The organism is Streptomyces sp. NBC_00019, assembly GCF_045041015.1.
GTDB lineage: Bacteria > Actinomycetota > Actinomycetes > Streptomycetales > Streptomycetaceae > Streptomyces.
The window spans coordinates 1,351,698-1,373,545 of sequence record NZ_CP108302.1 but is presented as its reverse complement, the minus strand read 5'-3'; the positions used below and the strand labels follow the sequence as shown (position 1 = coordinate 1,373,545).

Here is a 21,848-nt window from a genome sequence, read left to right as displayed (position 1 = left end):
AGTTCGTGCCGTTGGCGCGGGCCGCTGTCGTCGCTGTTCCCGTGCCGGACGCGGGCGGCCGGGCGGCCGGAGCCGACGTGGGCTCAGGCGCCCGGCCCCTGTCGGCAGTTCGGGGGCATGTGCCACCGACCATCGGTGTGCACCGTCCGGCCCCCTATCGGTGGCCGCTCGATCGGAACGGCAGCAGATTTGGCTGAGTGTCCGTCAATGTCCCCCAGGAGAGGGTCCCTCATCGTGCGTGTCCAGTCACTGACGCTGGCCGCGGCAGGCGCCGCCCTGCTCGCCGCTCCGACGATGTCGTCCCCTGTCGAGCCGACGGCCCGGCAGGAGCCGGTGGCCGCTCGGCACGAGGGCGACGTCCGTGCCGCCGACCTGCTGGCCAAGGTGCGTGACTGCACCCAGGTCTCCCGCGGCCGTTACCGCAGCGACGACGGCCGGCCCGCCACCATCCCCGTCTGCGGCACCCGGGAGGCCGTCTTCTGGAAGGCGGACATGGACATCGACTGCGACGGACAGCCGGGCCTGCGCTGCAACCGCGGTACCGACCCGTCCTTCACCGACGCCACCGCCTACCAGCAGTCCAACGGCCGCCAGCTGAACGCCGAACGCCTCCCGTACATCGTCGTGCCCACCCCGAGCACCCTCTGGGACTACCGCGCGAGCGGCGTCCGCGGCGGCTCGGTCGCCGCCGTCATCCACCGGGACCGGGTGCAGTACGCGGTGGTCGGCGACGTGGGTCCGCGCGACATCATCGGCGAGGCCTCCTACGCCAGCGCCGAGGCGCTCGGCATCGATCCCGACCCGCGCGCCGGCGGCACGGCCTCCGGGGTCACCTACATCGTCTTCAAGGACTCGCAGGTGAAACCCATCGAGGACCATGCCGCCGCCATCGCGACGGGGGAGCGGCTGGCGCGCCTCTTCGTGCGCGGCAGCTGACCTCAGGTCTTGCGGTAGGTGTACGCCTCCGCGGCCGCCGCCTCCACCGCCGCCAGGTCGGCGCCCGTCGCCGCGGTGACCACCGCCGCCACCGCGCCCTCCACGAACGGAGCGTCCACCAGGCGGGTGTTGTCCGGGAGTTCGTCGCCCTCGGCGAGCAGCGCCTTCACGGTGAGCACCGCGCTGCCGAGATCGGTCAGGACAGCGACCCCGGCACCGCGGTCCACCGAGGCGGCGGCCGCGGCGATGAGCTCCGAGCTCGTGCCCAGCTCGCCGCCCTCGGTGCCGCCGGCCGGGGCGACGGGTACCGCGACACCACGGCCCGCCAGCCCCTTGGCGAGCTCCGCCACCGACGCGGCGACGTCCGCGCTGTGCGAGACCAGCACGATCCCGACGAGCTTGCCGTCACTCACCGTCGGCCTCCACGAGCCCGGCGATCAGCAGAGAGGCCGAGGTGGCCCCGGGATCCTGGTGCCCGATGCTGCGCTCACCGAGATAGCTCGCCCGCCCCTTGCGGGCCTGCAACGGCGTCGTCGCCAGCGCGCCCTCCTCGGCGGCGGCCCGTGCCGCGACGAAGCCGTCGCCGAGCGCGTCCACGGCCGGCACCAACGCGTCGATCATGGTCTTGTCGCCGGGCGCGGCACCCCCCAGCGCCATCACCGCGTCCACCCCGGCCCGCAGCGCCTCGGCGAACCGGTCCGCACTCACCTCCGCGTCCTCCCCGAGCGCCTTGCCGGTCCGCCGCAGCAGCGTGCCGTACAGCGGCCCGGACGCCCCGCCGACCGTGGAGATGAGCTGCCGTCCGGCGAGCGTCAGCACCGCACCCGGCGTATCCGGCGTCTCCTTCTCCAGCACCGCCGTCACGGCGCGGAACCCCCGCAGCAGATTGCTGCCGTGGTCGGCGTCCCCGATGGGCGAGTCGAGGTCCGTCAGCCATTCCGCCTCACGTTCGACGGACGCGGCGGTCGCTGTCATCCACCGGCGGAAGAAGTCGGCGTCGAGCACTGGATCTCCTTGCGTGGTAGGTACGTTGACTGCCCGTTGCCGTGGGCTCACATGCCCCAGCGCAGCCCCGCGGTCCTCACCGGCTCGTCCCACAGTCGCAGCAGTTCCTCGTCGATCTGGCACAGGCTGACCGAGGCGCCCGCCATGTCGAGGGAGGTTACGTAGTTGCCGACCAGCGTGCGGGCCACGGCCACGCCCCGGGCGGTGAGCACGCGCATCACCTCGGCGTTGAACCCGTACAGCTCCAGCAGCGGGGTCGCGCCCATGCCGTTGACCAGCAGCAGGACGGGGTTGCGCGGGTTCATGTCCTCCAGGATCGCGTTCACCGCGAAGTCGGCGATCTCGCCCGAGGTCATCATCGACCGCCGCTCCCGGCCCGGTTCGCCGTGGATGCCGATGCCCAGCTCCAGCTCCCCGTCGGGCAGGTCGAAGGTGGGGCTGCCCTTGGCGTACGTGGTGCACGCGCTCAGCGCGACGCCGAAGCTGCGGGAGTTCTCGTTGACCTGACGGGCGATCGACTCCACCCGCTCCAGCGGCTGGCCCTCCTCCGCCGCGGCGCCCGCGATCTTCTCCACGAACAGCGTGGCGCCCGTGCCGCGCCGGCCGGCCGTGTACAGGCTGTCGGTGACCGCCACGTCGTCGTTGACCAGCACCTTGGCGACCTGGATGCCCTCGTCCTCGGCGAGTTCGGCGGCCATGTCGAAGTTGAGGACGTCACCCGTGTAGTTCTTCACGATGAACAGCACGCCGGCCCCGCTGTCCACGGCGGCGGCCGCCCGCACCATCTGGTCCGGGACCGGGGACGTGAACACCTCACCGGGGCACGCCGCCGACAGCATGCCGGGGCCCACGAAACCACCGTGCAGCGGCTCGTGCCCGGAGCCGCCGCCGGAGATCAGCCCGACCTTGCCGGCCACCGGGGCGTCCCGCCGTACGATCACGCGGTTCTCGACATCGACGGTGAGCTCTGGATGGGCGGCCGCCAGGCCTCGCAGGGCGTCCGCGACGACGCTCTCCGGGACGTTGATCAACATCTTCATGAGGACCTCCTGGTGACCGAAAGGCTGCTCCTGGCAGTATCGGTGTTCAGAAGGCGCGGGTCACGGGGGCGGCTGGTCCCGGGTGCGTCGTACGGCGTGCGGTACGGGGGTCAGCGGCCGCCGGGTCCGCCGCTGCCGAAGGAACCGCCGCTGCCCTCGCTCCACTGGGCCCGTTCCTTCTCCGGGCCGGTCCGGGTGGGGGAATTGCCGAACGCGGGCGACTGGTGCGGGGTCATCCGGCGATCGCTTCGGGGCACCTCGTCGGGTTCCCGGTTCTCCACGACCTCGCGGACGGGGCCGCCCTCCGGCAGCCGTGGCTGCTCCTCGGGGGTCGGCGGGGGGAGCTCGCGGCGCCGTAGGCGGGCACCCAGCCAGAAGGCACCGATCAGCAACGTCACGACCACGACACCCGCCACGATCAGCCCGACGCCGAGGGCGCCGCGGCCCGCGGCCACGTCCATCCATGCAGTAGTCATGGCACGCGAGTACCCCTGGCGTCCCGCATGAACCAAAACGGAAAAATCGGCCGGACCCCTGGGGAACACCGGGTTTGACACGATCCACCGCGGCTACCCGCGCGGTGTGACAACGACGACGACGCAGCAGGAGCTCTTCCGATTCCTGGAGGACCGCTTCGCGTGTGCGCAGGCGTGCACCGAGTGCGCCCGGGCGTGCGCGCTGCGGGCGAGCCTCGTGGATCCGGACGGGACCGAGCAACAGGAACTCGTACGACGCAAGGGCATCATGTGCGCGGAGGTCTGCGACGCGACCTGCCGGCTGCTGTCCGAGCAGAACCGTTTGGACGAGAACGGCATCCGCGTCCAACTGGAGTGGTGCCGGACCGTGTGCCTGGAGACCGCGCACGCCTTCGAAGGACTGCCGGGCGGCGAAGAGGGCGCGAAGGCCTGCCGGACGTGCGCACAGGCCTGCACGGACTTCATGGTCACACTGCACTGACCAGGTTCAGCCGCGGCCTCAGCCTCAGCCGAGGGTGTGTCCCAGGCGTACGTTCCAGCGCCCTGCCCTGCCGCTGAGCTCGACCGCCGTCAGCGGCGGGACATCCGTACGCCAGAACGCCGACTCCGGTGCGCCGAGCGCCCGGACGACCGCCGCGCGCACGATCTCGGGCTCGGCCACGGCGACGGTGCGCCCCTCCTGTCGGGCCGTCGTGTCCAGCCACGAGCCGACCCTTTCGCACACCGCGCGCACCGATTCGCCGCCGTGCGGCGCGGCCTCGGGGTCGGACAGCCAACGCGCCAGAGCTTCCGGCTCCTCGGCGCTCACCTCGGCCAACGTCGAGCCGCGCCACCGTCCGGCGTCCAGAGCCGCCAGCAACACGGCGTCCGTGGCGTCGAGTCCGAGCGCGGCGGCCGTCTCGCGGCAGCGCACGGTGGGGGAGCAGGCGACCCGTTCCGCCCCCGGGAGCGAGCCCGCGGCGGCCTGGGCGAGGCGGCGGCCGGACGCGTCGAGAGCGCAGCCGTCATCGAATCTGGCTTCCCGGAGCGCCTTGGTGATCGCCGGTGAGATCAACGTCACTCGGCTCGTCATACGCCCGTTCCCCCGCTCAACAGCCCCTCCAAGATCGGTACTTGACGGGCCGAACGGCCCTGGGCGGGCGCTCGGGGTGCTCCCGTGCGCTCTTGGCCGCACCTCTCCCACGCGGTACCTTCTCGTCGATATCGACGACGGTTCGGTGGAAGCCGGTGGGATTCCGGCACGGTCGCGCCACTGTATGCCGGGAACGCCCTTCGGGTGCGGGCCGGGTGAGTCAGACCCGCCCCGTCGTCCTGTGCACCACTGACATGGGACGCGAGTTCCCCCAGGAGGTACCTGCCATGGCGCAGTCCGTCGCCCCGCCGACCACCGGTTCCACCGCGGTACCCGCAAAACTGCCGATCGGCGCCATCGCCCCCTGGGCGGTCTTCTTCGGCGTGCTGATGCTGGTCCTGCTCTACTTCGTCGGCGCCGAACAGGGCGCCACCTCCCTCATCTCCGGTGAGGGGGTCCATGAGTGGGTGCACGACGCCCGCCACCTGCTCGGCTTCCCCTGCCACTGACAGCGACGAGGAAGCCCCCTGCGCATGAACTCCGCAACTGTCAGAAACCTGCTGGTCCGCGGCATGATCGCGGGCCTCGCCGCGGGCCTGGCCGCTCTCGTCGTCGCGTACTTCCTGGGTGAACCGCGCGTCGACCAGGCCATCGCCTTCGAGGAGGCCCACGCCCACGAGCACGGCGGCGAGGAACTCGTCAGCCGCACCCTGCAGTCCACCGCGGGCCTGTCCACCGGCGTCCTCGTCTACGGGGTCGCCTTCGGCGGCATCGCGGCGCTCGCGTACTGCTTCGCGCTGGGCCGGATCGGTCGCTTCGGGCCGCGCGCGAGCGCGCTGCTCCTGGCTGCGGCCGGACTGGTCTGCGTCTACGTCGTCCCGTTCCTGAAGTACCCGGCCAACCCGCCGGCCGTGGGCGACCCCGACACCCTCAACCAGCGCACCGCGCTGTTCTTCCTGATGATCGTGCTCAGCGTGCTGCTGGCGATCGGTACGGTCATCCTGGGCAAGCGCCTCGCGCCGCGCCTGGGCAACTGGAACGCCACCCTCGCGGCGGGCGCGTTCTTCATCCTCGCGGTCGGTCTGGCGTATGCCTTCCTGCCGTCGTTCAACGAGGTCCCGGAGCACTTCCCGGCGGGCCTCCTGTGGCAGTACCGGCTCGCCGCCCTCGCCGTCCAGGTGACCCTGTGGACCTCCTTCGGGCTGGTCTTCGGGCTGCTGGCGGAGCGGCTGCTGGCGCCCAGGACGGCTACGGAGAAGGCCGCCGCCGCGCGGCCGACTCCCCTGGCCCACTGAGCGGTTCAGGCGCCACCGCACCGACGAAAAGGGCTCCCGGTACTCCGGGGGCCCTTTCGTGTGCCCTCGCCATTCCCAATTTCTGGAACACGTTCTACCGTGTGCGCCGACAGGACCGGTCCCGGGGAGCCTGGAGGCGCCGTGCATCTCGAATACACGCCCGAGCAGCAGCGGCTGCGCACCGAACTGCGCGCCTACTTCGCCGAGCTGGTCCCCGAGGACTCGCTCGCCCGCCACGGCGACCGGCGTGAGCAGAAGCGCTACTACCGCGACATCATCCGGCGGCTCGGCGCGGACGGCTGGCTCGGCGTCGGCTGGCCCAAGGAGTACGGCGGACGCGGGCTGAGCGCGATCGAGCAGTTCATCTTCTTCGACGAAGCCGCCCAGGCCGGGGTGCCGCTGCCGCTCATGGCCCTGAACACCGTCGGACCGACGATCATGCAGTTCGGCACGGACGAGCAGAAGGCGTACTTCCTGCCCAAGATCCTCTCCGGCGAGATCGACTTCGCGATCGGCTACAGCGAGCCCGACGCGGGCACGGATCTGGCGTCCCTGAAGACCCGAGCGGTGCGCGACGGCGACGAATATGTCGTCAACGGTCAGAAGATCTGGACGACCAACGGCGACACCGCCGACTGGGTATGGCTCGCGACCCGTACCGACCCGGCCGCCCCGCCCCACAAGGGCATCAGCATGCTGCTGGTGCCGACCACCGACCCCGGTTACTCCTTCACCGTCATCAACACCCTCGCCGGCCACGACACCACGGCCAGCTATTACGAGGACATCCGCGTCCCCGTCACCCGCCGCGTCGGCGCCGAGAACCAGGGCTGGCGGCTGATCACCAACCAGCTCAACCACGAACGCGTCACCCTCGCCGCCCACGGCACCATGGCGATCCGCGCCCTGCACGACGTCCAGCGCTGGGCCACGGAGACCAAGCTCGCCGACGGCCGCCGCGTCGTCGACCTGCCCTGGGTGCGCCGCCTTCTCGCCCGGACCCACACCAGGCTGGAAGCCCTCAAGCTCCTCAACTGGCAGATGGTCAGCGCGGTCCAGGACGGCACCCTCACCCCGCAGGACGCCTCCGCGGTCAAGGTGTACGGCTCCGAGGCCCGCCGCGACGCCTACGCCTCGCTGATGGAGGTCGTCGCCGCGGCGGGCGCCCTGAAGGAGGGCTCGGCGGGCACGGTGCTCCACGGGGAGCTGGAACGCGGCTACCGCTCGGCCGTGATCTTCACCTTCGGCGGCGGCAACAACGAGATCCAGCGGGAGATCATCTCGTGGATCGGTCTGGGGATGCCGAGGGTACGGCGTTAGCCTTCGAGACATGGGTGATCCCGGACTGTTCACACCGAAGTCGGTGACCTGGCAGATGCACGGCGACCCGATGATGTGGGTCGCCGGTGTCCGCGCGCTCTATTTCCAGGCCCTGCACCCGCGTGCGGTGCGCGGGGTCATGCAGAACTCCGACTTCCGCAAGGACGCCTGGGGCCGGCTGATGCGTACCGCGAACTTCGTCGGCACCATCAGCTACGGCACCACCGAGGCGGCGGAGAAGGCGGGTGCTCGCGTCCGGAAGATCCACACCATGCTGTCGGCCGTCGACCCGGACACGGGGGAGCGGTACGGCGTCGACGAACCCGAGCTGCTGCTGTGGGTGCACTGCGCCGAGGTCGACTCCTATCTGCAGGTCGCGCGCCGCTCCGGATTCCGGCTCACCGACGAACTGGCCGACCGCTACATAGCCGAACAGCGGGTCGGCGCCCGCCTGGTGGGCCTCGACCCGGACGCCGTACCCGCCGACCAGACCGAGATGGACGCCTACTTCGAGAAGGTGCGCCCCGAACTGGCCGTCGGACCCGAGGCACGCGCCGTGGACGACTTCCTGCTCCGCCCGCCGACGCATCCCCTCCTCGTCCCGGCGCGTGAGGTGCTGTGGCGGCGCGTGGCACAACTGGCGTACGCCGCTCTGCCGCCGTACGCCCACGAGCTGTACGGCAGGCCGGCCCCGAAACCCGCCACCGTCACCCGCCAGTTGCGTGCCACAGGCACCCTCTTGCGCTGTGTTCCCGCACGTCTTCGCTGGCAACTCCCGCCCAAACACATCCTCCGGGCCATGTCACGGCTCGGCCCCGGCTCGCGCCCGGTCCCATACAAAGTGGGTAGATAGCTCGCCATACTGGACGGGCCAGGGGCGGGGCGAGACCATCGGGGGCGATCGCAGCAGATGGGGGACAGCAAGCTGATCCAGGGCCGCTACCGGCTGCTCGATCTGATCGGGCGCGGCGGCATGGGCGAGGTGTGGCAGGCGCGCGACGAGTCGCTGGGCCGTCGTGTCGCCGTGAAGTGCCTCAAACCGCTGGGTCCGTCCCATGACCAGTCCTTCACCCGGGTGCTGCGCGAGCGGTTCCGCCGCGAGGCCCGGGTGGCCGCCGCCCTCCAGCACCGCGGGATCACCGTCGTCCATGACTTCGGAGAGTCCGACGGAATCCTCTACCTCGTCATGGAGCTGCTGGAGGGCCGCAACCTCAGCCAGCTCCTGGAGGACAACAAGCATCACCCGCTGCCCGTCGCCGACGTCGTGGAGATCGCCGACCAGGTGTCAGCCGCTCTCGCCTACACCCACCAACAGGGCATCGTGCACCGCGACCTGAAGCCCGCGAACATCATGCGGCTCACCGACGGCACGGTGAAGATCTGCGACTTCGGCATCGCCCGGCTCGGCCACGACATCGGCTTCACCTCCCGGCTCACCGGCACCGGCATCGCCATGGGCACCCCGCACTACATGTCGCCGGAGCAGATCGGCGGCTCCGAGGTCGACCAGCGCAGCGACCTGTACTCACTGGGGTGCGTGCTGTACGAGATCGCCACCGGGGTACCCCCGTTCGACCTCGACGACGCCTGGGCGATCCTCGTCGGCCACCGCGACACCCCGCCCCGCCCGCCGCGCAGCCACCGCGCGGAGGTGCCCGCATACTTCGAGAAGATCATCCTGGACCTGCTGGCCAAGCTGCCCGAACAACGCCCGCACGACGCCCGCGAGTTGGGCCGCCGCATCAGCCTGGGGCGCACGACACCGGCGTACGTGCCCACCGTGGTGACACCCCAGCCGACGCTCCGGCCCGAGCCCACCGCCCGCGCGGCCCGTCTGCCGTCCTGGACCCGTGGCATGACCACCGGCCACAAGGCCACCGGCGCCGGCCTCGGCACCACGCCACCGGACGCCGGAGCGGGGCTCACCGGCGAGTGGATCCCCCGGCCCACCACCGGACGGCAGGTCGAGGAATCCAGCCCCGACGAATCGGCCGCCCCGACGCCGGAGGCCCTCACCGCCCTGACCGGACGGCACAACGCGGGGCTCAGCCTGGGCCGGCTGGGCCGCTGGTCGGAGGCCGGTGAGGTGCACCGCGCGGTGGCCGCCGAGCGCGAGCACCTGCTCGGCCCCGACCACCCGGACACCCTCGCCAGCCGCTACGAGGTCGCCTTCACCCTCAGCCGCACCGGCCGCGCCGCCGACGCCCTGCGCGAGTACAAACACGTCGCCCGCAGCCGCAGTCTCTCCCTCGGCCCGGACGACCCCGACACCCTCGCCGCGCGTCAGGAAATGGCGTACGTGCTGGGCCAGTTGGGCCGTCACTTCGACGCCCACCAGGTTTACACGTCCGTCCTCGCCGCCCGCGAGCGCACCATGGGTCCCGACCACCCCGACACCCTGCGCTGCCGCCACAACCTCGCCTTCAACCTCAGCCGGCTCGGCCGCCTGGAGGACTCCTACCGCATGGCATGCGACGTCGCGGCGGCCCGCGCCCGCGTCCTTGGACCCGCCCACCCCGACACCCTGGTGACCCGCTACGAAGTCGCCTACGCGCTGGGCCAGTTGGGACGCTGGCCGGAAGCCCTGCAGACCTACCACGAGGTCGCCGAGGCCCGGGCCCAGGCTCTCGGGTCCGACCACCCCGACACCCTCGCCGCCCGCTATGAGGTCGGCATCAGCCTCGGCCGCCTCGGCCGCAGCACGGAGGCGCTCCAGCTCTACCGCGACCTGATCGACGACCGCACCCGCGTCCACGGCCCCGCCCACCCCGAGACCCTCCGCGCCCGCCACGGCCTCGGCGTCAACCTCGGCCGCCTCGGCCGCTGGGAGGAGGCCCTCGCCGAGTCCCGCGACGTGTGCGCCATCCGCGAGCGCGTCCTCGGCCCGGAACACCCCGACACCCTCGTCAGCCGCCGCGAGGTCGCCGTCGGCCTGGGCTGGCTGGGTCGCTGGGCCGACGCCCTCACCGAGTACCGCAGAGTGGCCGCCGCCCGCGAACGCGTCCTCGGCGCCGACCACCCCGACACCCTCGCCAGCCGCAACGACGAGGCCCACTGCCTGGAACAGCTCGGCCGTGGCGCCGAGGCCGTGGAGCTGTACCGGCGGGTGGCGGTGCTGCGTCAGCAGCGGGCGTCCCAGGGCCCCTGACCCCGTCGCCGTACCGCCGTACACCCCTGGCCGCCGACGATCATCGCGTGTTACGAAGAGACATGCCTGCACTCGAGGGACACACGTACGACGCCGTGATCGTCGGCGGGGGTCACAACGGCCTCGTCGCCGCCGCCTACCTCGCCCGGGCCGGACGCTCCGTCCTGGTCCTGGAACGCCTCGACCACACCGGCGGCGCCGCGATCTCCAGTCGGCCCTTCGCCGGCGTCGACGCACGGCTGTCGCGCTACTCGTACCTGGTCAGCCTGCTCCCGAAGAAGATCGTCCGGGATCTGGGCCTGACCTTCCGGGTCCGCAAGCGCACCATCTCCTCGTACACCCCCGTCGAACGCGACGGACAGCCCACCGGCCTCCTGGTGGGCGGCGGCGAGCGACGCACCCGCGAGGCCTTCGAGCGCCTGACGGGCGGGAAGCACGAGTACGAGGCCTGGCAGCGCTTCTACGGCATGACCGGCCGCGTCGCCGAACGGGTCTTCCCGACCCTCACCGAACCGCTGCCCACGCAGGATGAGCTGCGGCGCCGGGTGGACGACGAGGAGGCCTGGCGGGCGCTGTTCGAGGAGCCGATCGGCGTGACGGTGGAGGACCGATTCGCTGATGACCTGGTCCGGGGTGTCGTCCTCACCGACGCGCTGATCGGCACGTTTGCCGACGCGCATGATCTTTCGCTGAAGCAGAACCGCTGCTTCCTGTACCACGTGATCGGCGGCGGCACCGGTGACTGGGACGTCCCCGTCGGCGGCATGGGCGCCCTCACCGACGCCCTGGCCGCCGCCGCGCGCGACGCGGGTGCCGTCATCGCCACCGGGCACGAGGCGGTGCGGATCGCCACGGACGGTCGTATGGCGGAGGTCGCGTTTCGGACGGCCGAGGGGGAAGGGGCGGTGGCCGCCCGGCACGTCCTGGTGAACGCCTCCCCGCAGGCACTGGCGGACCTGACCGGCGACGAGCCGCCCGCCCCCGCGGAGGGTGCGCAGCTCAAGGTGAACATGCTGCTCAAGCGGCTCCCCCGGCTGCGGGACAGCTCCGTCGACCCACGCGCGGCCTTTTCCGGCACCTTCCACATCGCGGAAGGGTACGAGCAGCTCGCCGCCGCCTACACCCAGGCCGCAGCCGGTGAGCTGCCCGCGGCCCCGCCGTCGGAGATCTACTGCCACTCGCTGACGGATCCGACGATCCTCGGCCCGGAGCTGGTGGAGCAGGGGTACCAGACGCTGACGCTGTTCGGCCTGCACACGCCTGCGCGGCTCTTCGAGGGCGACAACGACGCCGTCCGCGAGGAGTTGCTGAAGTCGACGCTCGCCCAGCTCGACGCCCAGCTCGCCGAGCCGCTGGCCGACTGTCTCGCCGTCGACGCGGAGGGACGGCCCTGCATCGAGGCGAAGACCCCGCTCGATCTGGAACAGGACCTGCGGCTCCCCGGGGGGAACATCTTCCATCGGGATCTGTCCTGGCCGTACGCCCAGGAAGGGGCTGGGCGGTGGGGCGTGGAGACGCGGCACGGGAACGTGCTGCTGTGCGGGGCGGGTGCGGTGCGCGGGGGTGGGGTCAGCGGGGTGCCGGGGCACAATGCGGCGATGGTGGTGTTGGAGGGGGCGGACGGGGGCTAGGTGGGGGTGCTGACGGACGCATTCAGTCGGCGGCCGGCACCCATCCCGCAGCGGCGATCCGTTCGGCGTCACTCGAGCGCGCCTCGTCGAAGAGGACGCCGTCGGAGGCCCCCACGCGCAGCCCGTCGACGTACGCTCCACGGCCCACGTACAGCCGATCGGTCGTGTACCGCCAACGCAGGGCCAGTTGAGGGTGCGCCGGCAGGTCCGCCGTGAGCCGGTGCCACGCACGGCCCGACCAGCCGGTGACCGTGCCCGTGGGATGCGCCTCGTCGGGGCGTGTGGTCGCGAACGGGACCGGATGCCATGTCGCGCCGCCGTCCGTCGTCGCCTCCAACGCGAGGGTGTCCGCCTGGGGTTCGGTGTCCCACCACAGTGCGCACCGCAGCCGTGCGCCGCCCGACGACGTGTCGAGGACCGGCAACGTGAGCGTGGCCGTCGTGGCGCTCGCCATGCCGGAGAACCAGGCGCTGCGGCCGTACCGCGGACGCACCGGAACGGCGCGCGCCAGGTTGTTCGCGGCGGCCACCCGGGGAGCGGAGCCGGAGCGCCAACTCCGCACCGGGTGCACCGAGTTGCCCAGCACGATCAGGAACGAGTCCGTCGTCGGGTCGAGGACCAGCGACGTGCCGGTGAAGCCCGTGTGTCCGGCCGTGCGCGGTGTCGCCATCGCGCCCATGTACCAGTGCTGGTAGAGCTCGAAGCCGAGCCCGTGTTCGTCCCCCGGGAACGCGGTGTTGAAGTCGGTGAACATCAACTCCACGGACTCGCGACGCAGGATGCGGACCCGGCCGTAGGAGCCCCCGTTGAGCAGCGTCCTGCCGAGCACTGCCAGGTCCCAGGCGCAGGAGAAGACGCCCGCGTGGCCCGCGACTCCGCCCAGGCTGAACGCGTTCTCGTCGTGCACCTCACCCCACACCAGTCCTCGGTCAAGGCCGGACCAGGGCTTTCGCGCGTCTTCTGTCGCCGCGATCTTCGGTTTCCAGGAGGCGGGCGGGTTGTAGCGGGTGCGACGCATGCCGAGCGGGGCGGTGATCTCGTCCTGGAGGAGTGTGTCCAGGGTGCGGCCGGTGATCTTCTCCAGGACCAGTTGGAGGGAGATCAGGTTGAGGTCGGAGTAGAGGTACTTCGTACCCGGCGGGTTGAGAGGTGCCTCGTTCCAGATGAGCTGGAGCTTCTCCTCGTACGTCGGCGCGTTGTACAGCGGGATCCACGCCCGGAACCCCGAGGTGTGCGTGAGGAGCTGACGGATCGTGATGTCCTGCTTGCCCGCGCCCGCGAACTCCGGGAGATACGCGGCGACCGTGCCCTCCAGCTCCAGCGCGCCCCGCTCGATCTGCTGCACCGCCAGGATCGAGGTGAACAGCTTGGACACCGAGGCCAGGTCGAAGACGGTGTCCTCGGCCATGGGGATCTGGTCCTCGGGTGCGAACTCGACGCCGGCGTCGGTCTTCTCGTCGTACGCCGAGTAGCGCACCGCCATGCCGATCGGCCGGTGCAGCGCCACGGTGCCGCCGCGTCCGGCGAGCAGCACGGCGCCCGCGTACCAGGGGTGCTTGGGGAAGGGGGCGAGGAACGTCTCCGCGTCGGTGACGAGTTGGCGCAGGTGGGCGGAGAGGAGGCCGGCCTGCGCCGGGGTGCCGTGGCGCAGTGTACTGCGGCTGGTGGACGCGGCCGCGGGTCCTGCGGGAAACGGGGCGATGGCCAGCGCGCCCCCCACGGCGAGGGCTCTTCGGGTGATTTGACGGCGGGTCAGTCCGGTGGACACCTCATCAGTCATCGTGGAACTCTAACGCGGCAACCGAATCTGACGGAGCATCAGAAAACCCCTTCCGTCCTCCGGAGGACTGCGGCATCCTGCGCCCATGCAGACGGAGCTGAGCAAGAAACTGGGAGTCGAGCACGCCATCTTCGGCTTCACGCCGTTCCCCGCCGTCGCTGCGGCCATCAGCCGGGCCGGCGGCTTCGGCGTGCTCGGCGCGGTCCGCTACACCGCCCCCGACGATCTCAAGCGCGACCTCGACTGGATCGAGGCCCACGTCGAGGGCAGGCCGTACGGACTGGACGTCGTCATGCCCGCCAAGAAGGTCGAGGGGGTGACCGAGGCCGAGGTCGAGGCCATGATCCCCGAGGGGCATCGGCAGTACGTCAAGGACACCCTCGCCAAGTACGGCGTACCCGAACTGGCCGAGGGGGAGGTGTCCGGCTGGCGGATCACCGGGTGGATGGAGCAGGTCGCCCGCACCCAGCTCGACGTCGCCTTCGACTACCCGATCAAGCTGCTCGCCAACGCCCTCGGCTCACCGCCCGCGGATGTCGTGGAACGCGCCCACGACCGGGGCGTGCTCGTCGCCGCGCTCGCGGGCAGCGCCCGGCACGCCGTCAAGCACAAGGAAGGCGGCATCGACATCGTCGTCGCCCAGGGCTACGAGGCCGGCGGACACACCGGCGAGATCGCCTCGATGGTGCTGACCCCCGAGGCCGTCGACGCCGTCGACCCGCTGCCGGTACTGGCCGCGGGCGGCATCGGCAGCGGACGGCAGGTGGCGGCCGCGCTGGCGCTCGGCGCCCAGGGTGTGTGGCTGGGCTCGCTGTGGCTCACCTGCACCGAGGCCGAGATGTCCTCGCCCGCGGTGACACGGAAGCTGCTGGAGGCCGGTTCCGGCGACACGGTCCGCTCGCGCGCCCTGACCGGGAAACCCGCACGTCAGCTGCGGACCGAGTGGACGGACGCCTGGGACGACCCGAACGGCCCCGGCACCCTGCCCATGCCCCTCCAGGGCCTGCTCGTCGCCGATGCCCTCACGCGCATCCAGAAGTACGAGGTCGAGCCCCTGCTCGGCACCCCCGTCGGACAGATCGTCGGCCGGATGAACAGCGAACGCAGCGTCCAGGCCGTCTTCGACGACCTCACGCGCGGTTTCGAGCAGGCCGTCGACCGCGTCAACCGCATCGCCGGAAGGAGCGGCCAGTGACGAGCACACCCCCCGCGGGCTTCTGGGCCCAGGCCACCGCCGACCCCGACCGCACGGTCCTCGTCGCCCCCGACGGCGAGAAGTGGACCGCCGGCCGGCTGCACGCCGCCGCCAACCGTCTCGTGCACGGCCTGCGCGCCGCCGGCATGGAGCGCGGGGACGCCTTCGCGGTCGTCCTGCCCAACGGCGTCGAGTTCTTCACCGCCCATCTCGCCGCCACCCAGGCCGGGTTCTACCTCGTCCCGATCAACCACCACTTCGTGGGCCCGGAGATCGCCTGGATCGTCGCCGACTCCGGCGCCAAGGTGTTCCTCGCCCACGAGCGCTTCGCCGGCCCGGCCCGCGAGGCCGCCGACGAGGCGGGCCTGCCCGCCACCCACCGGTATGCGATCGGCGAGGTCGAGGGCTTCCGCCCGTACGCCGAACTCCTCGAAGGACAGCCGGAGTCGGCGCCCGAGGACCGCACGCTCGGCTGGGTCATGAACTACACCTCGGGCACCACAGGCCGCCCCCGCGGCATCCGCCGGCCGCTGACCGGCAAGCTCCCCGAGGAGGCCTACCTCGGCGGCTTCCTCGGCATCTTCGGCATCAGGCCGCACGACGGCAACGTGCACCTCGTCTGCTCGCCGCTCTACCACACGGCGGTGCTCCAGTTCGCGAGCGCTTCCCTGCACATCGGTCATCGCCTGGTGCTGATGGACAAGTGGACGCCCGAGGAGATGCTCCGCCTGATCGACCGGGAGCGATGCACCCACACGCACATGGTCCCGACCCAGTTCCACCGCCTGCTGGCGCTGCCGGAGGGCATCAAGGCGCGCTACGACGTCTCCGCCATGCGGCACGCCATCCACGGCGCGGCGCCCTGCCCCGACCATGTGAAGCGGGCGATGCTCGACTGGTGGGGCCCCTGTGTGGAGGAGTACTACGCGGCCAGCGAGGGCGGCGGCGCCTTCGCCACCGCGGAGGACTGGCTGAAGAAGCCGGGCACGGTCGGAAAGGCCTGGCCCATCAGTGAGTTGGCGATCTTCGACGACGACGGCAACCGGCTGCCTCCCGGTGAACTGGGCACCGTGTACCTGAAGATGAACACCGGCGGCTTCTCGTACCACAAGGACGAGACCAAGACGAAGAAGAACCGCATCGGCGACTTCTTCACCGTCGGTGATCTCGGCCTCCTCGACGAGGACGGCTATCTCTTCCTCCGCGACCGCAAGATCGACATGATCATCTCGGGCGGGGTCAACATCTATCCCGCCGAGATCGAGTCCGTCCTGCTCCAGCACCCCGCGGTCGCCGACGCCGCCGCCTTCGGCATCCCGCACGACGACTGGGGCGAGGAGGTCAAGGCGGTCGTGGAACCGGCCCCGGGCCACGAACCCGGACCTGACCTGGCCGCCGACGTCCTCGCCCACTGCGCCGGCCGGCTCGCCGGCTACAAGTGCCCCAAGACGGTCGACTTCATCACCGAGATGCCCCGCGACCCCAACGGCAAGCTGTACAAGCGACGGCTGCGGGACCCGTACTGGGAGGGCCGTGTCCGCCCGGTGTGAACCCCTGTAGCAGGGGAGTTCCCCGAACCCGACGGTGTCGTCCAGCTCTCGCCGGAGAGCTGGACGACACCGTCGGGTTCGGCTACGCCCTGGCGACGGGAGCCTCAGCGTTCGCGCACATGGACCACCTTCAGTCCCGGCGACGTCAGGATGTCCCGCTCACAGAAGCGGGACGTCACCCACTTCTCCTGGGAGTACAGCCGGGTCTGGTCGCTGTAGTGCGGCGAGTTCGGGTTCGAGGACTGGGAGTACGACAGGAGGGTGCGGGCCACCGGGCAGCGGCTGCCGTCCCAGCCGACCGCCTGGATGTAGCTGGAGCCGGTGGTCACCTCCGTGTAGCCCCCCTGAGCCGGGTCCCACACCGGCTCGACCTTGTTCCAGATGCCCAGGGACTCGGTGCCGCCCGAGACCGCGATGCGCCGGCCGTCGCGAACGACGAACTGGTGCCGGCCGAGCGGGGAGTTCAGCGCGATGCCCGCCGCCCGCAACTCGGTGACCGCGTCCGCGAGAGCCGTGGCGAAGGCGGGCGCCGCCGTGTTGAGGGTGTTCGGTGTGTGCACCGGGTCGGCGGCCGAGAACGGCACCTCCCAGAGCTGGGCCGCCGGGATCTTGCGCCACAGCCGGTCGAAGAGCAGCGCGCCCCGGCTGTCGGTGTTCACCGTACGGTCCCACGCGGCGAGCGACCCACAGGCCTCGCTGACATCAACGGCCTTGCCGTCACTGCCCGTTGCCGTACCTCCCGGCAGTGCCGCGCACGCCTTCGCCGCGTCGGCCGCGGCGAGGTCGCCCGCGGGCACCCGGTTGGCGAACTGCTGCTCCTGCAGATCCCGCACGGTCAGCCGACCGCGCTGTGCCATCGCCGACACGTCCTCGATCGCACCCCGGGTCCGCAGCGACCGCTGTGTGCCGATGGTGCCGAAGACCCGCTCGTACCCGGTCAGCGGCCGGTCGGCGTTGGCCAGCCAGGCGCTGTCGTTGGAGTTCTCCGCGTACGCGGCGTCCGTCAGGGTCGGCATCTTCGCCGGACCGAAGACGCCCGGCTGCACGGCGTCGGGATCGGAGCCGAGCGCGCAGTCGCCACGCGAGCTGTCGAGGATCGCCAGCCCGGCGGAGGGATAGGTGACCTTGCCCAGGGGCGTGGAGCAGCGCTGGGCCAGCTCGTCGGTGATGCGGGGGAGCACCTGGGACTGGGTGAACAGGGTGTGGCCGCCCGAGTCGGCGGCGACCGTGTTCACCCACGGCAGGCCCTGTGTGCGCTTCAGCGAGCCGAGGACCTCCGCCGTGGAGCGGGCCCTGCTGAAGCCGAGGGCGGTGTCGGAGGCGCGCAGGTTGGCGGAGTTGGGATCGTTGAGGGCGTACGCCGTCGTGCTGGACCAGGGCAGGGGCAGCGAGGCGCCGAACGAGGTGACCACGGGCCCGTACCGGGTCCACCACTGCGTCCGTGTCACCGGGGCGCCGTCCTTCACCTGGACGGTCACCGAGCGCTTGGTCATCCTCTCCGGCTTGCCGTCCACGAGGTAGGCCGTGGGGTCGGCCGGATCCAGCGTCAGCTGATGGAGGTTGAGGGGGACACCGGTCGCGACGGTGTGGCTCCAGGCCACCTTCGCGTTGTGGCCGATGGAGACCGTCGCGGAGCCGAGCAAGGAGCCGCCGGAGACGTTGAGTTCACCGGGGATCGTCTGCTGCGACTGCCAGAAGCGACGGCCGCCCTGCCAGGGGTAGTGGGGGTTGCCCAGCAGCAACCCGCGGCCGTCGGCGGTGGTCGTGCCGCTGAAGGCGACGGCGTTGGAGCCCATGTCGGCGGTGTCGGCGGCCAGCAGTTCCCGGGCCGCACGGGCGGTGTCCTGGGCGTCGGGCGCCGCCGTGGAGGTCGTCGTGGGCGGCTGGGCGGCGGTGATGCCGTCCACGCCGCGCCCCTGCCCGCCGAGGACGGCGAGCGCGAAGCCGCGCGCGGCCACGTCGAGGGCCGTCACCGGGCGGACCCAGGCGGCGCCCTTGCAGGCGGGGTCGGTGACGCGGTTCTGCTCGAGCCAGGCGTTGTAGCCGGCCGCGAAGCCCCGCATCAGGTCCTTCGCCCGGCGGCTCGGTCCCCGCGGCGCCGGTTCGGCGAGCAGCTTCTCTACCGTGCGCGCCTCCCGGACGCCCTGGAAGTAGAGGTCGCTGGAGAGGTTCCTGGCGGCCGAGGAGAGTGAGAAGTCGGGTGCCGCGTCGGGCCCGAAGAACCGGGAGCGTTCCCCTCGGACGGTCACGAAGCCGTCGGCGAGCGTGCACACCTGGTCGGAGGCCTGCGCCCAGCCGGTGCCGAAGCCGAGGTCCGTGTAGTTCTTCGCCAGGATGTGCGGGATGCCGTACTCGGTGTAGCGGATCGTGGCGGACAGGCCGCCGTGCGAGGGGTGGTGCTGACGGTTCTGGCCTTCGGCCGCGGCTGCCGGCAGCGCGGACGTGGCGGTGAGCAGGGCGACTGCCGCGACGAGTATTCGTCTGAGGCGGGTGCGCATCGTGCCTCCCAACGTCATTGAGGGAAGGAGCGGTTGAGCGTACCAACGGGTATGTGTCCTGGACCCGTGCTTGACCTCCCGCTGTGAGGGACCGAGGATCATGTGTCATGACGCCTGGACACGGCAGCACGGTTGACGGGGTGCTGCGGCGCAGCGCCCGGCGCACCCCGGCACGGGTCGCGGTCGAGTACGGCGACCGCTCATGGACGTACGAGGAACTCGACGAGGCCGTCTCGCGAGCGGCGAGCGTCCTGCTGGCCGAAGGCCTGACGCCGGGCGACCGGGTCGGCGCCTACGGCCGCAACTCCGACGCCTACCTCATCGCCTTCCTCGCCTGCGCCCGCGCGGGCCTGGTGCACGTCCCGGTGAACCAGAACCTGACCGGCGAGGACCTGGCGTACATCGTCGGCCAGTCGGGCAGCGCACTCGTCCTCGCGGATCCGGACCTGGCAGACCGCCTCCCGGATGCCGTACGCACCTTGCCTCTGCGTGACGCGGACGACGCGCTGCCGGCCCGGCTGGAGTCGGCCCCCGTGTACGACGGGCCCGAACCGCGCAGCGAGGACCTGGTCCAGCTGCTCTACACCTCGGGCACGACGGCGCTCCCGAAGGGCGCGATGATGACGCACCGCGCCCTGGTGCACGAGTACCTGAGCGCCATCACCGCGCTGGACCTGAGCGCGGGCGACCGTCCCGTGCACGCACTCCCGCTCTACCACTCGGCGCAGATGCATGTGTTCCTGCTGCCGTACCTGGCGGCCGGGGCGACCAACATCATCCTCGACGCGCCCGACGGCGACCGGATCCTCGACCTGATCGAGGCGGACCGCGCGGACAGCCTCTTCGCGCCGCCGACGGTGTGGATCGGCCTGTCGAACCGCCCCGACTTCACCACCCGCAATCTCGACGGACTGCGCAAGGCGTACTACGGCGCGTCGATCATGCCGGTGCCCGTGCTGGAGAGACTGCGCGAACGGCTCCCGAAGCTCGCCTTCTACAACTGCTTCGGGCAGAGCGAGATCGGCCCGCTGGCCACGGTCCTGGCCCCCGACGAGCACAAGGGCCGGATGGACTCCTGCGGCCGCCCGGTGCTCTTCGTCGACGCCCGCGTGGTCGACGAGGACGGCAAGGAGGTCCCCGACGGCACATCGGGCGAGATCGTCTACCGCTCGCCGCAGTTGTGCGAGGGCTACTGGGACAAGCCCGAGGAGACCGCCGACGCCTTCCGCGACGGCTGGTTCTACTCCGGCGACCTCGCGGTCCGCGACGCCCACGGCTACTTCACGATTGTCGACCGCGTGAAGGACGTCATCAACTCCGGCGGCGTACTGGTCGCTTCACGCCAGGTCGAGGACGCGCTCTACACCCACGACGCCGTCGCCGAGGTGGCGGTGATCGGCCTGCCGGACGAGCGCTGGATCGAGGCCGTGACGGCCGTCGTCGTCCCCCGCGAAGGGGAAGAGGTGGAGGAGGCCGAACTCATCGCTCACGCACGCGAGAAACTCGCCCACTTCAAGGCGCCGAAGCGGGTGCTGTTCGTGGACGAGCTGCCGCGGAACGCGAGCGGGAAGATCCTCAAGCGGGAGCTCAGGGACCGGTTCGCCTAGCGGGGGCGCAGGTCCACGATCCGTCGGATCTTGCCCACCGACCGTTCCAGCGACTCGGGTTCGACGATCTCGACGGCGACGGAGACGCCGATGCCGTCCTTGACGGCGGCGGTGATCGCCGAGGCGGCCGCCTCCCTCGCCTCGGGGGTGGCGCCGGGGCGGGCCTCGGCACGTACGGTGAGGGCGTCGAGGCGGCCTTCGCGGGTGAGGCGGAGCTGGAAGTGCGGTGCCACGCCGGGCGTCCGCAGGACGATCTCCTCGATCTGGGTGGGGAAGAGGTTCACGCCGCGCAGGATCACCATGTCGTCGCTGCGGCCGGTGACCTTCTCCATACGGCGGAACACGCGTGCCGTGCCCGGCAGCAGCCGCGTCAGGTCCCGGGTCCGGTACCGGATGACGGGCATCGCCTCCTTGGTGAGCGAGGTGAAGACCAGCTCGCCCTTCTCGCCGTCCGGCAGCACCTCGCCGGTGAACGGGTCGACGACCTCCGGGAAGAAGTGGTCCTCCCAGATGTGCAGCCCGTCCTTGGTCTCCACGCACTCCTGCGCCACACCCGGACCGATCACCTCGGACAGCCCGTATATGTCGACCGCGTCGATAGCGAACCGCTCCTCGATCTCCCGGCGCATCTGCTCCGTCCAGGGCTCGGCACCGAAGACGCCGACCCGGAGCGAGGTGCCGCGCGGGTCGACGCCCTGGCGCTCGAACTCGTCCAGGATCGTCAGCATGTACGACGGGGTCACCATGATGATGCCGGGCTTGAGGTCCTGGATCAGCTGGACTTGACGGGCCGTCATGCCGCCGGACGCGGGGATGACCGTACAGCCGAGCCGTTCGGCGCCGTAGTGGGCGCCGAGGCCGCCGGTGAACAGGCCGTAGCCGTAGGCGACATGGACGATGTCGCCCGGCCGGCCGCCCGCCGCCCGGAGGGAGCGGGCCACCATGTCGGACCACAGGGAGAGGTCGCCGTCCGTGTAGCCGACGACCGTCGGGCGTCCGGTGGTGCCGCTCGACGCGTGGATACGGCGGATGCGGTCCTGCGGCACGGCGAACATCCCGTACGGGTAGTTCTCGCGCAGGTCCGCCTTGGTGGTGAAGGGGAAGCGGGCGAGATCGCCGAGGGACCGGCAGTCCTCCGGACCGACCCCCGCCTTGTCGAAGGACTCCCGATAGAACGCCACATGGTCGTACGCGTGCCGCAGCGACTTCCGCAGCCGCTCCAGCTGCAGCGCCCTCAGCCCCTCCTCGTCGAGCCGTTCCCCCGCGTCCCACAGCTCCGTCGCGTCCGCCACCGG

The 21,848-nt window shown here is 71.3% G+C and carries 19 protein-coding genes and 1 riboswitch; of the genes, 11 read left to right on the top strand and 8 right to left on the bottom strand.

Going from position 1 to position 21,848, the window contains the following annotated elements; all coding sequences use genetic code 11:
• Positions 1-234 precede the first annotated feature (234 nt).
• Positions 235-936: a glycoside hydrolase family 75 protein gene (locus OHU89_RS06750; protein ID WP_405640840.1), complete on the top strand. Its 702-nt coding sequence runs from the start codon at positions 235-237 to the stop codon at positions 934-936.
• Between the two features lie 2 nt (positions 937-938).
• Here OHU89_RS06750 and OHU89_RS06745 read toward each other — a convergent pair whose 3' ends face one another.
• From OHU89_RS06745 to OHU89_RS06730, 4 genes are all read right to left on the bottom strand, one after another.
• Positions 939-1,349 carry a PTS-dependent dihydroxyacetone kinase phosphotransferase subunit DhaM gene (locus OHU89_RS06745; protein ID WP_267017611.1) on the bottom strand — a complete coding sequence of 137 codons (411 nt, stop codon included), beginning with the start codon at positions 1,347-1,349 and terminating at the stop codon, positions 939-941.
• On the bottom strand, positions 1,342-1,941 hold the full coding sequence (gene dhaL, locus OHU89_RS06740; protein WP_405640838.1) for a dihydroxyacetone kinase subunit DhaL: 600 nt from the start codon (positions 1,939-1,941) through the stop codon (positions 1,342-1,344). The genes OHU89_RS06745 and dhaL overlap by 8 nt, the downstream gene beginning before the upstream one ends.
• 47 nt (positions 1,942-1,988) lie before the next feature.
• On the bottom strand, positions 1,989-2,981 hold the full coding sequence (dhaK, locus tag OHU89_RS06735; protein WP_405640836.1) for a dihydroxyacetone kinase subunit DhaK: 993 nt from the start codon (positions 2,979-2,981) through the stop codon (positions 1,989-1,991).
• Between the two features lie 110 nt (positions 2,982-3,091).
• Entirely contained in the window at positions 3,092-3,457 is a 366-nt protein-coding gene (locus tag OHU89_RS06730) for a DUF6479 family protein (RefSeq protein WP_405640834.1), read from the bottom strand.
• Positions 3,458-3,563: 106 nt separating this feature from the next.
• On the opposite strand from OHU89_RS06730, the gene OHU89_RS06725 reads away from it, so the two are divergent.
• Positions 3,564-3,938 carry a ferredoxin gene (locus tag OHU89_RS06725; RefSeq protein WP_405640832.1) on the top strand — a complete coding sequence of 125 codons (375 nt, stop codon included), beginning with the start codon at positions 3,564-3,566 and terminating at the stop codon, positions 3,936-3,938.
• 24 nt (positions 3,939-3,962) lie between these two features.
• Here the strand turns inward: OHU89_RS06725 and OHU89_RS06720 are convergent, their stop codons facing one another.
• Positions 3,963-4,529 (bottom strand): histidine phosphatase family protein, encoded by a 567-nt coding sequence (locus OHU89_RS06720; protein ID WP_405640830.1) that lies wholly within the window; start codon positions 4,527-4,529, stop codon positions 3,963-3,965.
• 95 nt (positions 4,530-4,624) lie between these two features.
• Positions 4,625-4,778, top strand: a riboswitch (cobalamin riboswitch).
• Between the two features lie 38 nt (positions 4,779-4,816).
• On the opposite strand from OHU89_RS06720, the gene OHU89_RS06715 reads away from it, so the two are divergent.
• From OHU89_RS06715 to OHU89_RS06690, 6 genes are all read left to right on the top strand, one after another.
• Positions 4,817-5,038 (top strand): CbtB-domain containing protein, encoded by a 222-nt coding sequence (locus OHU89_RS06715; protein WP_266896598.1) that lies wholly within the window; start codon positions 4,817-4,819, stop codon positions 5,036-5,038.
• Between the two features lie 24 nt (positions 5,039-5,062).
• A complete protein-coding gene (locus OHU89_RS06710) occupies positions 5,063-5,824 on the top strand; it encodes a CbtA family protein (RefSeq protein WP_405640828.1) in 762 nt (253 codons plus the stop codon).
• 141 nt (positions 5,825-5,965) lie between these two features.
• Positions 5,966-7,144 (top strand): acyl-CoA dehydrogenase family protein, encoded by a 1,179-nt coding sequence (locus tag OHU89_RS06705; RefSeq protein ID WP_405640826.1) that lies wholly within the window; start codon positions 5,966-5,968, stop codon positions 7,142-7,144.
• Between the two features lie 10 nt (positions 7,145-7,154).
• Complete coding sequence (locus tag OHU89_RS06700) at positions 7,155-7,997, top strand: oxygenase MpaB family protein (protein ID WP_405640824.1); 843 nt, start codon at positions 7,155-7,157, stop codon at positions 7,995-7,997.
• A 57-nt stretch (positions 7,998-8,054) separates the two neighbouring features.
• On the top strand, positions 8,055-10,292 hold the full coding sequence (locus OHU89_RS06695) for a tetratricopeptide repeat protein (RefSeq protein WP_405640822.1): 2,238 nt from the start codon (positions 8,055-8,057) through the stop codon (positions 10,290-10,292).
• Between the two features lie 62 nt (positions 10,293-10,354).
• A complete protein-coding gene (locus OHU89_RS06690; RefSeq protein ID WP_405640821.1) occupies positions 10,355-11,923 on the top strand; it encodes a phytoene desaturase family protein in 1,569 nt (522 codons plus the stop codon).
• Positions 11,924-11,945: 22 nt separating this feature from the next.
• Here the strand turns inward: OHU89_RS06690 and OHU89_RS06685 are convergent, their stop codons facing one another.
• A complete protein-coding gene (locus tag OHU89_RS06685) occupies positions 11,946-13,703 on the bottom strand; it encodes a serine hydrolase (protein ID WP_405640819.1) in 1,758 nt (585 codons plus the stop codon).
• A gap of 85 nt (positions 13,704-13,788) precedes the next feature.
• Here OHU89_RS06685 and OHU89_RS06680 point away from each other — a divergent pair, with 85 nt between their 5' ends.
• Together OHU89_RS06680 and OHU89_RS06675 are read left to right on the top strand one after the other, a co-directional pair.
• On the top strand, positions 13,789-14,898 hold the full coding sequence (locus OHU89_RS06680) for an NAD(P)H-dependent flavin oxidoreductase (RefSeq protein ID WP_405640817.1): 1,110 nt from the start codon (positions 13,789-13,791) through the stop codon (positions 14,896-14,898).
• On the top strand, positions 14,895-16,448 hold the full coding sequence (locus OHU89_RS06675) for an acyl-CoA synthetase (RefSeq protein WP_405640815.1): 1,554 nt from the start codon (positions 14,895-14,897) through the stop codon (positions 16,446-16,448). Before OHU89_RS06680 ends, OHU89_RS06675 begins: the two co-directional genes overlap by 4 nt.
• 104 nt (positions 16,449-16,552) lie before the next feature.
• Here the strand turns inward: OHU89_RS06675 and OHU89_RS06670 are convergent, their stop codons facing one another.
• Positions 16,553-18,946, bottom strand: coding sequence for a penicillin acylase family protein (locus OHU89_RS06670; protein WP_405640813.1), 2,394 nt, complete (start codon positions 18,944-18,946; stop codon positions 16,553-16,555).
• A gap of 107 nt (positions 18,947-19,053) precedes the next feature.
• Here OHU89_RS06670 and OHU89_RS06665 point away from each other — a divergent pair, with 107 nt between their 5' ends.
• Positions 19,054-20,553, top strand: coding sequence for an acyl-CoA synthetase (locus OHU89_RS06665; protein ID WP_405640811.1), 1,500 nt, complete (start codon positions 19,054-19,056; stop codon positions 20,551-20,553).
• Here the strand turns inward: OHU89_RS06665 and paaK are convergent.
• Positions 20,550-21,845 (bottom strand): phenylacetate--CoA ligase PaaK, encoded by a 1,296-nt coding sequence (gene paaK, locus OHU89_RS06660; RefSeq protein WP_405640809.1) that lies wholly within the window; start codon positions 21,843-21,845, stop codon positions 20,550-20,552. The two genes, OHU89_RS06665 and paaK, sit on opposite strands and share 4 nt — an antisense overlap.
• Positions 21,846-21,848: the final 3 nt, after the last annotated feature.

Coding starts and splice junctions, on each gene's coding strand:
- OHU89_RS06665 (WP_405640811.1), top strand. CDS start 19,054: ATGACGCCTGGACACGGCAGCACGGTTGACGGGGTGCTGCGGCGCAGC.
- OHU89_RS06685 (WP_405640819.1), bottom strand. CDS start 13,703: ATGACTGATGAGGTGTCCACCGGACTGACCCGCCGTCAAATCACCCGA.
- OHU89_RS06670 (WP_405640813.1), bottom strand. CDS start 18,946: ATGCGCACCCGCCTCAGACGAATACTCGTCGCGGCAGTCGCCCTGCTC.
- OHU89_RS06700 (WP_405640824.1), top strand. CDS start 7,155: ATGGGTGATCCCGGACTGTTCACACCGAAGTCGGTGACCTGGCAGATG.
- dhaK (WP_405640836.1), bottom strand. CDS start 2,981: ATGAAGATGTTGATCAACGTCCCGGAGAGCGTCGTCGCGGACGCCCTG.
- OHU89_RS06680 (WP_405640817.1), top strand. CDS start 13,789: ATGCAGACGGAGCTGAGCAAGAAACTGGGAGTCGAGCACGCCATCTTC.
- OHU89_RS06690 (WP_405640821.1), top strand. CDS start 10,355: ATGCCTGCACTCGAGGGACACACGTACGACGCCGTGATCGTCGGCGGG.
- OHU89_RS06715 (WP_266896598.1), top strand. CDS start 4,817: ATGGCGCAGTCCGTCGCCCCGCCGACCACCGGTTCCACCGCGGTACCC.
- OHU89_RS06695 (WP_405640822.1), top strand. CDS start 8,055: ATGGGGGACAGCAAGCTGATCCAGGGCCGCTACCGGCTGCTCGATCTG.
- OHU89_RS06710 (WP_405640828.1), top strand. CDS start 5,063: ATGAACTCCGCAACTGTCAGAAACCTGCTGGTCCGCGGCATGATCGCG.
- OHU89_RS06720 (WP_405640830.1), bottom strand. CDS start 4,529: ATGACGAGCCGAGTGACGTTGATCTCACCGGCGATCACCAAGGCGCTC.
- OHU89_RS06730 (WP_405640834.1), bottom strand. CDS start 3,457: ATGACTACTGCATGGATGGACGTGGCCGCGGGCCGCGGCGCCCTCGGC.